This is a genomic window from Roseibium marinum (assembly GCF_002906165.1).
Lineage (GTDB): Bacteria > Pseudomonadota > Alphaproteobacteria > Rhizobiales > Stappiaceae > Roseibium > Roseibium marinum.
On record NZ_PPCN01000004.1, the window covers coordinates 231,381 to 245,847 of the forward strand.

Below are 14,467 nucleotides of genomic sequence, written 5' to 3' on the forward strand. Positions count from 1 at the left end.
ACAAATCCGCTTAAACGCAACATGCCCCGGTCATCCCGACCAGGCGAAGCGCGAGCCGGGACCGGAGAGCCACAAGTCTTTGCGTTCGCGGGAATTTTTCACCGACAGACCTCAGCTCCCCGATCCCGGATTTTCGCTGCGCTGCGCCCGGGATGACGAACGGGAGGTTTTTACAAAAAAAGGCGGGCTCAACGGCCCGCCTTTCTGTCTCTCCTAAAGTGCCGTTTCTCAGGCGACGTTGACAGCGATGTCGACTTCCGTGCCATCCTGATCCATCACGATGCGGATGGTTTCACCCATGGACGCATGGTCCTGAAGGGTTGCTGCCGCCATCCAATCATGGCCGGCATCCGAGCCGTCGAGATCGACCTCGATGGTCACGCTGCCGTCCGGGCTTTCTGTCGCCCGCACCAGCGTGCTCTCGTCGGCACCCGGGTTGAATGCGCTGTCGAGCAGGCTGCCGAGGTCGATCCTGTCGCCTTCATCGAAGTTGTAATCGGTGATGATGTCGGCTTCGGCCAGCGAGGACAGGACGAAGGTATCCGCCCCGGCACCGCCGGTGAGAAGGTCGGCTCCAAGCCCGCCGGCGAGGATATCGTCGCCATCGGTCCCCATGAGAACGTTGTCGCCGTCGTCGCCGGTGATGAACGAGGAGGTGACCCTTGCGGCGAGTTCGGGTGCAGGCCCCGAAACGTCGCTGCCGGAGGTCTCGGCGGTGTCGGTGCCCGTGTCCGGAATATCCGCTGCGGCCCCGGTCGAGGAGCCGGTTACCGCCACCTCTTCGGCAAGAACCTCCAGCTCGACCGACCGGCTCACGATGGAACCGTCCGCGAAGACCAGGCTGATCTCGACCGCGTCCGCTCCCTCGAACCCGTCCATCGAGGTGTAGGTGACCGTGAAGTCGTCGGCGACCGTGACCTCGCCGTGGAGCGGCGTGCCGTCTATCCGGACTTCGCTCAGGCCGGCGGCAACCTCCGCGCTCGAGGCGGCGTAGACGATCAGCGCGGCGCCCGCGGCCAGAGCCGCCGACTGACGGGTGGTGTCTTCGCTGTCGACTTCGTCGTCATTGGCCGCCCCCAGGTTGACGCCGACATAGGTGCCGGTGCCGCCGTCGGACTTGGTGTAGGTGCCTTCCGCGAAGACGGTGTTGCCGTTGACCGACTGGTTGACTTCGGCGGTTTCGAGATTGATCGCCTCGATGCCCTGTTCGATCAGGCTCAGCAGTTCGCCTTCCTGGGTGACACCGTCGGAATTGCCGTCCCGCCAGACCTTGATTTCGCTGAACGCCGCATCGTTGGCGTCGATCACGCCGTCGCCATTGTCATCCAGAGATGCCAGGGCTTCCAGCGAGTTGGCGAAGGAACCGCCGTTGAAGACCTCGGAGAACAGTTCCGATCCATCCTCGATCTTGCCCGAGCCGTCCAGATCCATGACCAGCAGGCCGTCCTCCGGACCGGTCCAGCCGATCTGGTCGAGATCGCCGTCGGCGTCGATGTCGAAACCGGTCGTCGCCGACAGATCGACGCCGTCGCCGTTGAGGTCAAGGGCAATGGGGTCATATGCGCTACTGTAGACGACGATGTCGGACGCGGTGATGTTATTGAGCTGGGCAACGGACGTTATATTGTTCAGCGTAGCGACGTGGTATCGACCGGAAGTCGACGCCCAGTTCACGTCAAACCAGATTTCTCCCTTCCCGGTATCCGAGTTGAAGACGATTACATAATTGTTCACCCTGGTATAAGAGCCAGGGTCGTCGTTTTGAATCTGGTCCGTCGTTTGCGCCGTGGTAATCCGGACAACGTCATAGTCAAAATTACTGCTCATATTCGCAATGGAACTTGCAGTCTTGAAGTCCGAACTGTTGAGCGATGCGCCACCGGCGGTGCCTTCCGTGTTCTTGAAATTCACACTTCCAGGGGCCACAAAAGGACCGGTGTCGAGGAAGCCGATCTTGTCGGTACCGTCGGTATAGTCGACGATCGTCTTCGTGCCGGTATTATACACCAGGCGGAACTGATCCGCACCGCCATTGCCGGTGAAACTGTCGGTGCCTTCCTGACCGTTGATGATGTCGTTGCCGGAGCCACCGACAATGGTGTCGTTGCCGGATGAACCGAGGATCTTGAACCCTTCGCTCTGATTCGACAGGTCCAGCGTAGCCGCCGACGTCAGCTCGACGGTCTCGACTTGGACGATCTGGGCATCGCTGGTGCTGGTGAAATTGGCGCCGACTTCGAGTGTGTCGTTACCGCTGCCGCCATCGAAAACGTGGTCGTCCTGATCGCCCCGGATCGTGTCGTTGCCGCCGCCGGCAAAGAATGCGTCCTTACCGCCACCGCCGGTAAACGTGTCACCATCATTATCGCCGGCGAAGATTTCGTCGGCCGACGAACCGGTAATCGAGTTATTGTCTTGAACGACCGTCACGGTTGCGTTTGTCGATGTCGTTCCGTCGGAGGCCGCATACTGGAACGTACCGTCCAGCCCGGAGCCATTGTCGCCGTCGATCCTGACGTACCCGTTCGGGCCGGAGCCGGCCGTGTGGTTCACGCTGTCGAGGCTGCTGACATTGCTGACACCGGAAACGTCGAGCGGGTCGCCTTCCGGATCGGTATCGTTGAGCAGGAACGCCCATTCCGGGATGTTGAACGCCGTGCCGCCAAAGTTCTTCAGAACGATGTCGTCCCCTGGCGTTGGAGCCGCGTTCAACGTCGTGACCGTGTCGGTCTGGGCGCTCTCGATGTTCTCGGAGAAGCCCTGACCGTCGGTGTAGGCCACCTCGACGGTGATCTTGGCGCCGACATCGGCGGCCACCAGATCGTAGGTCGACCCAGTCGCCCCGTCGATGTCCGCACCGCCGCGCTGCCACTGGTAGGTGACGCCCGAGGCCGCACCATCGGGATCGTCATCACCAAAGTTCGCGGTGAGCGTAGAGCCTTCTTTGGCCGTGCCGGTAATGCCGACAGAAGCATTGCCGTCGTTGACAGGCAGGAATGTGATCTCGGCCGTAGCCGTGTTGCTTGTCAGACCGCCAATGTCCGTCACGCTCACCTCGACAGTTCGGGGCGTTGTGGTATCCGCATCGTCATTGGTGTTTGCGAAGGTGATCGCCTGGATTGCAGCCTGGTAAACCTCGAGCGAAGCGTTCCCCGTGAGGACGACACTCGTGGCCGTCGACGATCCGTCAACCGTGACGCCCGTAACACCGCTGGTGTTCAGGATATCGCCAGCCTGCGCGTTGGTCAGATGGATGGTCGCCGACTGCAGTATGGTATTGTCGTCCGTGATCGTCGGACCGGCAGCGGCAACCGAAACGGCCGCATCGCCTTCGGTGTAGCTGGTCACAAAATCGGTCGAGGACACTTTCGCCAAATTTGTCACACTTACATTGTCGATATAGAAGTTTTCCGAGCTCTCCCAATTTCCCTGTGCCAGGAACCTGATTTGCGTGTGAGCGCCTATCTGGGCCGAGGATAACCCGATGGAGAAGTTTCCGCCGGAATCTCCGCCAAGCGTGCCCAGAGTATCCCAACTACTGCCATTCCATGCCTGGATTTGAACGTTTTCGCCAAAATCCAGATCGTCACCGCGATAATCGAAGGAAAGAGTGGCCGTCGACATTCCGCTCAGGTCGATTGCACGCGAGATGCTTTCTCCACCATCGGTGCTGTCATCAAACCGAAGTCGTCCGCTCGATATACGGATGTCATTTTGGGAGCCGGGATCGATTTCGTTCCAGTTGCCATTCCAGCCGCTTCCACCGGAATAGTTGCCGGAAGAGAAGTCATCGAATGCTGTCGCACCCGCGGCGATATCGTTCAACGCCAGTACCGGAGCCGCGTTCAACGCCGTGACCGTGTCGGTCTGGGGGCTCTCGATGTTCTCGGAGAAGCCCTGGCCGTCCGTGTAAGCCACCTCGACGGTGATCTTGGCGCCGACATCGTCGGCCACCAGATCGTAGGTCGTCCCCGTTGCCCCGACGATGTCGGCGCCGTCGCGCTGCCACTGGTAGGCGACACCCGAGGCCGCGCCGTCGGGATCGTCATCGCCAAAGTTTGCGGTGAGCGTGGAGCCTTCTGCGGCCGTGCCGGTGATCGTCACCGTCGCTTCGCCGTCGTCAACCGCAGAGACCGTGATGTTGACGGTCGCAATCGACTGATCGCCATCAGCATCCGTGATGGTGTAGGTGAAGCTGTCCGCACCGGCATAGCCACCATTCGGCGTGTAGGTGAAGGTCCCGTTATTGTTGTAACTGACGGACCCATTCGATGCGCCCGATGCGACCGCAACATCGGTGCTCAGATCCACGCCATCCGCACCAGCCAAATCATTGGCGAAGACATCGATCAGCACCGCGGTGTCTTCAGAGGTCGCAGTCGTGTCATCGTTCGCAACTGGACTATCGTCGTCCACATTGATGGGCAGCGTGCCGTCGATGGTGTCACCGTCAAGGTCGGTGACGCGGTAAGTGACGTCGAAGGACACATTGTTCTCCGACGAGCCGTCGGGGTGATCGATCGGCGCGAGCTGCTCCACCGTGTAATCGCCCGACGTCTCACCGTCGAGGGTCACCGACAGCACTGCAACCGCTACCGAACTCTGGATCTGGTAGATCGTCAGCAGCGTTCCGGCCGCGTTGACCCCATAGTAGAAACTCTCTTCCGCCGTGGTGGGCGTCGAGGTCAGGGTATCGACGCCCGTCAGCAGCAACGATCCGGCGCCGTCAGCGCCATAAAGATGCGCCAGCGTCCCGGTCAGATCCGTGTCCTGGGTCTCGTCCGGGGTCGTGCCTTCCGGGTCGGTGCCGACACCGGCATTGCCATCCGTACCGACATTCTCGTCGTCCAGCTGGACCGTGGTGTTGGCCGTGCCGATCACCGGCGTGTCGTCGTCGACATTGACCCACAGATAGCTCTGCGCGGTATCGCCGTCTCCGTCCTTGACCTCGTATCTGAGCTGGAACGTGACCTCGTTCTCGTCATTCCCGATGGGATGGGAAACGGGCGCTTCCTGGATGATCGTGAAATGGCCGGTCTCCTGAACGACCTTCGCCGTCATAACCAAAGTGCCATTCTGCCTGATCAGCAGCGTCGCGCCGCCATCGGCCACCTCGTAGGTGAAACCGAGGCCAGGCACTGTCGCCGAACTCGTGTCGAGCCAGGAAATCGACGCACCGTCGGAATCCGCTCCGAACGAATGGTTCAGCATACCCGTCAGGTTGAGCGGGGCGTCCGTCTTGTCTCCCACACCGCCGGGGTTGCCGTCGGCGCCGGGGACATCCTCGTCGTCAACCCAGACCGTCGTGCTCGGGCTGGCCGTCGGCGTATCGTCATCGACATTGACCCACAGATAGCTCTGTGCGGTATCGCCGTCTCCGTCCGTGACCTCGTATCTGAGCTGGAACGTGACCTCGTTCTCGTCATTCCCGATGGGATGGGAAACGGGCGCTTCCTGGATGATCGTGAAATGGCCGGTCTCCTGAACGACCTTCGCCGTCATAACCAAAGTGCCATTCTGCCTGATCAGCAGCGTCGCGCCGCCATCGGCCACCTCGTAGGTGAAACCGAGGCCAGGCACTGTCGCCGAACTCGTGTCGAGCCAGGAAATCGACGCACCGTCGGAATCCGCTCCGAACGAATGGTTCAGCATACCCGTCAGGTTGAGCGGGGCATCCGTCTTGTCTCCCACACCGCCGGGGTTGCCGTCGGCGCCGGGGACATCCTCGTCGTCAACCCAGACCGTCGTGCTCGGCGTGGCCGTTGGCGTATCGTCGTCGACATTGACCCGGAAGAAGCCATTGACCACGTCGCCGTCGCCATCGGCGATGGCGACCTGCGCATCGATACGCAGTCCGGCAATCTCGCCAGAGCCGTTAAGCGCGATATGATCGAGCGGACCGAGAAGTTCAGCTATCGCGCCAGTATCGCCTGCGGCAAGTGTCAGCCGAATTATCTCGACATCGCCCACCCCGCCATTGTCTACAAAACCAAGGATCGTCTGTCCGTCCGCCGACAGTTCGAAGGTGACCGGTTCACCTCCGGACGTCAGGCCGGATGTGCTGTTGGGCCCACCAGCCAGGTCGATTGAGACGTTGCCGGCGGTTCCCGGGCCGATGTTCAGTCTCACGGTCCCCGTGAAATTGGTCGAGCCAAACCCGTCCGCACCGAAATCGACATTGAAGGAGTTCGATCCACTGTCCGAAATATCCGCTTCGTCGACGGTTACTGAACGGTAGGTTTGCGCCAGAACCGGTCCGTCATCCGTGACCGTCGTGCGCAGCTTGACAGACAGGAGATCGTCGTCACCGTCGTAGAAGCTGATGCCGGTATCAAAGACCAGACCGTCAATTGGCGAACCGTCCTGAGCCGCCACGTGATCCAGCTCTTCGAACAGATCGAAGGTCACTTTGGTATCGGACAAGGTGATTTCGAGAACCTCGACCACACCGCCGCCGCCATTGTCGACGTCCGAAATATACCCCCGGATGGTGGTATCATCCACAAGTTCGAACGTGATGACCCTGCCGTCTGATGTCAGCTTGGGGGTCTGGTGAACACTCGGGTCGGTGAGGTCGAAGGTCACGTTTCCAGCCAGCCCCGGACCGATGTCGAGTTTCAGATAGCCGTCGAATTTCGAATCTCCGGCACCATCCGCGCCGTAGTCGACATCGAAGGTATAGGTACCTGTCGCGGTTCCTGAGGTCGTGACGGCTTCATCGACGCTTGCCCAGCGAAGAGCATGCGGTGTTTCCGGCGCGTCGTCGGTGATGCGGAGGGAAAGGTTCACATCGACATAGTCGCCATCGCCATCCGTTGCACGGACGTCAAAATTGATCGACTGCGCGAGGCCCCGCCCGGCACTGCCCGGCTGATGGTCGATGTTGCCGTAGAGATTGACCGTGTAGCCGCGGTCCGTGCCGTTCAGCGTGGCGTCGAAGATTACTTCCTCCGTGCCGCCATTGTCCTCGGCCCGCACATAGGCTTCGATCTTCTGGCCATCCTCCACGAGGCGGAAATAAACCGCGCGGTCGTCCGACGTCAGGCCGGAATCCGCCCCTACCGTGTCATTGGCCGCAAGCGTATTGCCAAGTTCGTTCGGAACCTGGAACACACCGGAAAACGTCACAGAGCCGAAACCGTCCGCGCCGAAGTCGACCTTGCCGATATTGCCGGTGAACTGCGTCGGGCCGGTGCCATCCGTGCCGGCGCCCTGAATGACGCCATTGACCGGAATGTCGTCCTCGTCCATGCCGACATTGTGGTTGCCGTCACCGGTCTGAACCGGCGCGTCGTCGGTGATGCGGAGGGACAAGTTCACGTCGACATAGTCGCCGTCGCCATCCGTTGCACGGACATCGAAATTGATCGACTGCCCATTGCCCCGCCCGGCACTGCCCGGCTGATGGTCGATGTTGCCGTAGAGATTGACCGTGTAGCCGCGGTCCGTGCCGTTCAGCGTGGCGTCGAAGATTACTTCCTCCGTGCCGCCATTGTCCTCGGCCCGCACATAGGCTTCGATCTTCTGGCCATCCTCCACGAGGCGGAAATAAACCGCGCGGTCGTCCGACGTCAGGCCGGAATCCGCCCCTACCGTGTCATTGGCCGCAAGCGTATTGCCAAGTTCGTTCGGAACCTGGAACACACCGGAAAACGTCACAGAGCCGAAACCGTCCGCGCCGAAGTCGACCTTGCCGATATTGCCGGTGAACTGCGTCGGGCCGGTGCCATCCGTGCCGGCGCCCTGAATGACGCCGTTGACCGAAATGTCGTCCTCGTCCATGCCGACATTGTGGTTGCCGTCACCGGTCTGAACCGGTCCATCGTCGGAAACCCGAATATAGGCCCCCGCGCTGTCCGTGTCGCCGTCCCCGTCAGTTACGGTGAAATCAATGCGCAGAGCGATAATGTCTTCCGCACCGGTTTCGTTTTCATCCGGATGATCGAAGGCAGCGAATTGCTCGTAGGTGTAGCTTCCATCCGGCTGGATAACGATCTGGAAAACAGGCGCGCCCGTTCCCTCGGTTGTTCCGTCAATCGTGATGATTTTGGTTACCGGATCCGTCGTGACGGATTGCGTCACCCGTTCACCGCCAACGAGCAGATCGCCGCGCTGAGAGCCTGCCGGTTCTTCCTGGTCGAACCTGCGGACAAACCCGCCGCCGGTTCCCATGGAAGCAGCCGTCACCGTCGCACCGTCTGCGCCCGGGAAGAACTGCAGTTGACCGGGGACCACCGTAGTTGAGAGGTCAGTCGCTTCGTCGACGGCGATATGGGACCCTGCCCAGCGGGCGTCCGCGGAATCGTCGTCCACCGTCACAGTGAAACTGTCGGTCGCCGTGTCGCCATCGCTGTCTGTTGCAACGAAGTCGAAATCGAGATTGATGTCATCTTCCGTGGTTCCATCCGGATGATCCAGAGCGTCCACCAGCGTGAATGTGTAACTGCCCGTGCCGTCGTCATCCAGCGCCACCGTGAAGACAGTGGTCCCGGAAACAGCTTTCGTCGCCGTCAGCAGCGTTCCGCCATTCGACAACGTGTAGAGCACCTGCTCGCCGCTGGATTCCAGGCCTACCGGTGTCGCGCCGTCAAGACCCGTATCGAAGGTCAGACTCCGCCCGTTACCGTCGTCGATGCCGGCGGCACCGTCGGTGTCATAATCATCGACACCCCAGTCGATGCCCAGATCACCGGTGAAGGTTGTTTCGTCGCTGTCGCCATCGGCATTTGCATCCGCTGCATCGCCCGACTGATTGTCGTCGTTACCGTCCGTCAAACCGTCTTCATCGACGGTTCCGTCCGCGATAGCGCCAATCGCGGGTCCATCGTCGGCGATCCGGATCAACGCCGCTGCGCTATCCGTGTCGCCGTCGCCGTCGGTCACCGTGAACCTCAGACGCAATGCAAGCCGGTCGTCGCTTCCTGTCTGATTTTCATCCGGATGGTCGAAGGCAACGAATTGCTCATAGGTATAGCCGCCGTCTGGCTGCACGACGATCTGGAATGCGAGCGTGGCTGTGCCTTCCAGGAAGCCGTTGACAGTGATCACATCATTGACGTCGGTGGACTGGCTGACCGTTATGTTCTGCCCGTTCGACGTTAGATTGCCACGGCGGGCCGCGCCGCTCTCTTCAAGATCGAGACCCCGGACATAATCGCCGTTCATGACCAGGCTGACATCCGTGACGGTCGCGCCATCGGCGCCGCCGTCGAACTGGAGCTGGCCGGGGACCTCGGTTCCTATCTGGCTTGCTTCATCCGCATTGATGCGGGAACCAGCGCTGTAAGCCGTCGGTCCATCATCGTCGAAGGTGATGACGTTGGCGCCGATCTGCACGGTCGTCGAAACGGCATCGCCATCGGCATCCGTCACCGTCACGACGGCCGAGACCTTTTCTGTCAGTGAAATATGTTCGTCCGATGTGGAAACATCCGGATGCCACAGTGACTGATATTGAACGATGCTGATTTGGCCGTCATCGTCGATATGGAGGGCGAAGACCGGATCGCCGGAAGTTTCGCCGCGCCCGACGATCAGGTCGCCTTCGGCATAGAGCTTGACAGCTTCGCCTTCGGTCGTGGTAAGCCCTGAATCAATGCCATCGCCGCCAACGATCTCAAGCGACATCTCAACGGTCGCATTTTCATCCGCACCGACATTGGCGATATAATCGATCACGTCATCGCGCGCAAAGATCGGGCCGGCCAGATCAGCGTCGACAACAGCCGTGACGGTAATATCGGTGAAAAGATCCACGACATCCTGATCGTAAGTACCCGAACCCGGATCAAAGACATTGTCGCTGTGCAGGCCAAATGTTTCGTCAATCCTGACGGATTGGCCAGATCTCACCCAGGCGGACGGTGCCGGAATGTCGTCGGTGACTGTCACCTGGAACAGTCCGTCGAGCGTCATCGTATCGCCATCGCCATCGGTTGCCTGGATGACCGAGCCGAAATCGATCTGGTCGAGCGTGCCGGTTCCCGAAACCAGGGTCGGGCTGTCGGTGCCGTCGCCGTACTCATGGTCGAGCTGGTCGTGAAGGCGAACGGCATAATCACCGGAACCATCCAATTGAACGCTGATGACCCAGCGGTCGAACAAGCGATTGAAGGTACCGTTGCCGTTGTCCACATAACCGATCAGGAACGTTTCACCGAGGACCGTGGTGATGGTGAAGGAAAGTGTTTCGCCTTTTGATTGCAGTTCGAGCGCTTCCATGTCGGCGGCGGCGGTCGAAGTGAATGCAAAGCCACCGGAGGAAGCTGCACCGTCCGCTCCAAAGGAAACGGCATCTGCCAGCGACCCTGAAGCAAATGCAGGTCCGGCCAGGTCCAGGGCACCGGTCGTGGAGCCATCATCGTCAGCTGTGTCCCAAGGGTCCGTTCCGAGCGATTGCAGATTGACGATATCGTCCTCGTCGACGGTGACATTCTTGACGGTGGCGGCGACGGGCGTGTCGTCTTCAACGCTGACGCTCGCGGTGCCGTCCGCGGCCTGGTCGCCATCCGCATCGGTCGCGGCAAAAGCGAAGTCGATGTCGAGGTTGTCGGACCCGCTGTCATGGTCCAGTTCGCCGACAAGCTCGAACGTGTAGCTGCCATTGGCCGCCGTCGGGTCCAGCGTGATCGTGAACACTTCGTTGCCGGTGCCGACGCTGCCCTTGTAGGCCGTCAGAACCTGGCCGCCCTCATCGGTCGCCGTGACCTCATAGACCAGAGCAACGCCGCCGGAAGTGAAGCTGCCGCCGGTGATCGTCAGACCCGCCTGGGCCGCGGTCACCGTGCCGGCGGACGCCAGCGTGGCGGCGCCGTTGGAGAAGGCAACCGTGCGGCCGAACGTGTCGCCCGTCGCGCGGGTGTCGTTGTCCGCGCCCCAGTCGATGCCGAGGGAGACCGCGCCTGTCGACAGATCGTCAACGGCGTCAAAGGAGCCGCCGGTCGCGTTCGCATCGCCAAGCCCGTCCTCGCCAACCGGGGCTGCCGTCCCGGCTGTCCCCTGAACCGGCGTGTCGTCTTCAACGCTGACGCTCGCGGTGCCGTCCGCGGCCTGGTCGCCATCCGCATCGGTCGCGGCAAAGGCGAAGTCGATGTCGAGGTTGTCGGACCCGCTGTCATGGTCCAGTTCGCCGACAAGCTCGAACGTGTAGCTGCCGTTGGCCGCTGTCGGGTCCAGCGTGATCGTGAACACCTCGTTGCCGGTGCCAACGCTGCCCTTGTAGGCCGTCAGAACCTGGCCGCCCTCATCGGTCGCCGTGACCTCATAGACCAGAGCAACGCCGCCGGAAGTGAAGCTGCCGCCGGTGATCGTCAGACCCGCCTGGGCCGCGGTCACCGTGCCGGCGGACGCCAGCGTGGCGGCACCGTTGGAGAAGGCAACCGTGCGGCCGAATGTGTCGCCCGTCGCGCGGGTGTCGTTGTCCGCGCCCCAGTCGATGCCGAGGGAGACCGCGCCGGTGGACAGATCGTCAACGGCGTCAAAGGAGCCGTCGGCCGGATTCGCGTCGCCAAGACCGTCCTCGCCGACCGGGGCTGCCGTTCCGGCAGTCCCCTGAACCGGTACATCGTCGTCCACGCCGACGGTGAAGCTGGAGGTTGCCGTGTCGCCGTCGCTGTCGGTGGCGGTGTAGCCGAAGGTCAGGACGATATCGTTCTCGTCCGATCCCCCCGGATGGTCGAGCGCGTCCTGAAGGTCGAACTTGAAAGAACCCGTATCCGTATCGAACAGTTCCACCGTGAACACGACACGGCCGTCTTCCGACGTCGCCGTGAGCAGGTCGTTGGCCGGGTCATTTATGGCGTAGGAAAGCGGCTCGCCTTGCGAGGTGAGGCCAAGCGCGGTTAGCGCCGCGACCGTGCCGGAGGCGAAGGTGACCGCGCGGTCGCCGTCGCCGGCGGAGGTGCCGCCGTTCTCAACGTCGTTGGCATTGTCAGCGCCCCACGCAATAGCAAGATTGCCATAGACCGTGGTCGCGTCGCCGTCCGTGTCCAGGCCGCTGTCGGTGCGGGTGACGTCGTCGCCGGCTTCCGTATCACCGTTGCCATCGGTCAGGTCACCTGTCGCCCCGGACAGATCGTCCTCGTCGACAATCGCGTTGACACTTGCGGCGCTCGTCGGCCCGAAATCAAGGCTCCAGGAGCGCAACGTGCCCGTGCCTCCCCCGCCAACGTCCACAATCTCAAGCGTCCAGGTGCCGCCCTGATCCAGTCCATCCAGGCCGGACAAGGCTTCGTCGGTCGGCCGCCAGGCGCCCGTGAACGGCGGGAAGGCGGAATCGAATCCCTGCGCGGCCTCGTCGTCGAAGGTGATGGCGCCGTCGGCACCACCGCTGCCGTCACGGGTGATCAGTGTGATCCGGGTCCCGTCCGGAGAGACCAGTGTGATCTCCAGATCCGCCAAAAATGTATGGACCAGGTCGATCGTGACGTTGACGTCGGCGATCGTTCCCCCGGCCGGAACCTCGATGGTGGATAAGATCGCGCGGTCATCTATGGTTGGCAAGTCAACATTGCCAGATTCGTGGCTTCCCGCCTCCATCTCAAATTCAACCGGGGCGCCGATCACCGGCGCATCGTCGTCCACCGTCACCGTGAAGGTGGAAGAGGCGGTGTCGCCGTCGCCGTCCGTTGCGGTGAAGGCGAAGGTCAGGTCAAGATCGTCTTCCGTGTCGGCATCCGGATGGTCGAGATTGTCGACCAGCGTGAACGCGTAGCTGCCACTGTCGGCATCGGAAAGCGTGGCGAAGAAAACGACACCGGCATCGCCGGTCGCGGTGGGGACGGAGCCGCCCGTGTAACCGACAAGCGTCCCGTCGGACAGAACGGCAATTGAAACGGCCAGGCCGTTCGAGGTCAGGCCTTCCAGCCCCGGCTGGCTATCGCCAAAGGCGACAGACCGGTCGCCTGTGCCGCCGCCCGCGGTCGGGTTGGCATCGTCGGCGCCCCAGGAAATCGCAAGGTTGCCGGAAGACGTGATCGCGGACCCGGCCAGATCGCCGTCATAACCGCTGTCGACGTTGCCGCCCAGGCCCTCTTCATCGACCGAAGACGCTTCCGCGTCGCCGATGACAGCATCATCGTCGGTCACATTGACTGTGAAAGCCGTACCGATGGATTCCCCATCCGTATCCTCGGCGGTGACGCTGAAGGAAACCGGCAGAACAACATCTGTCGCCGCATCCAGGTGGTCCAGGTTGCCGATGAGCGTGAAGGTGTAGGTCGCACCGGACGCACCTCCGTCAAAGACGTCGGGAACGATTGCAAGCGTTACCGTGAAGACGACTTCGCCTGTGCCTTCTTTCGCCGCGGTGAGCGTTTGACCGCCGTCGCCATTGCCGACAATCGTGTAGGTGAGCGCGATGCCATCCGAAGACAGGTCCAGCGGAGCGCCGGAGGCATCCAGCGGAATGCCCGCACCATTGGTGTCGAAGGTCAGGCTTGGCGACGGGCCGGCGTTCTCGCCGAAATTGATCCCCAGGCTGCCTGTGGCGACAAGCGGCCCCTCTCCCGCTTCATTTCCTTCGGCGAGATTGCCTTCGTCCAGAAAACCGGAATCAGCATCGGAAACGAGTGTCGGAACGGTATCCAGTTCACCATCGGCGAGTGTGGTCCCCGCCCCACCACCGGCGCCGAGATCGTCGGGGCCCAGCAGCCCGAGCGTAGTCGTGCCGCCGCCGAGGCCTTCAATTTCCGTGTTCTGAAAATTCTGTCCGGAGCCCTGCGGCGCGCCCAGGGCCGTCGCCAGATTGCTGGTCTCTCCCGCCGCGGTCTGAATTTCGTCGGCGGCCTGCAGATTTGCAACCGATACAAACTCACCGATCGAAAGAACCTGGTCCTCACCGACGAGCGCGACCTGTGAACCGCTGTCTCCCAGAAAGAAGTCCTGAACGATGACCATGCCGCCATCGGCGAAGATCATCTGCAGGTCGTCGCCGATCTGAATGAACGAGATGTCCTCGCTGAGGATCTGGCGGAAATCGACCAGTTGCCCCGGAAGCCTTAACGAGACCACGCTTTGCTGTGCTTCTGGCCGAGAAAGCGCGAGTGTCACACCTGCATCACTCGGGGGTTCATTGCCACCCGTACCAGAAACGGTGGTGGCCTGTGCGATCCGAACAAACTCATTCATGGCAAGTCACTCTGCGCTGTAAGTCAAAATTGCATAAAATTGTCATCATTCATTTACCCAATTTTAACAGTGGGAGAAACACAAACTTTCACTTCTTTAAAAAAAGGTAAACGCACGAAGACAAGTTAAAGAGTGTGATCCAGATCACAGAAGAGGTGAAATCTGGTATTAATTTTATTTAATTTTTATCTACTTAAGCAATAATATGAATAGAAATTTGTTTTCAAAAATATTATCTACAAATATTATGTATTTTTTAGATTGAATACAAAATAAATAGAATTACCACTATAACCATATAAAAAATTATTTATTTAAACGCAAAGATACACATAAGAAA

Annotated in this window: 1 protein-coding gene; it reads right to left on the reverse strand. The window is 60.7% G+C overall.

Annotation, left to right across the window (positions count from 1 at the left end; translation table 11 throughout):
- Positions 1-228: 228 nt before the first annotated feature.
- Complete coding sequence (locus CLV41_RS12070; protein WP_103222586.1) at positions 229-14,127, reverse strand: T1SS-143 repeat domain-containing protein; 13,899 nt, start codon at positions 14,125-14,127, stop codon at positions 229-231.
- Between the last annotated feature and the right edge of the window lie 340 nt (positions 14,128-14,467).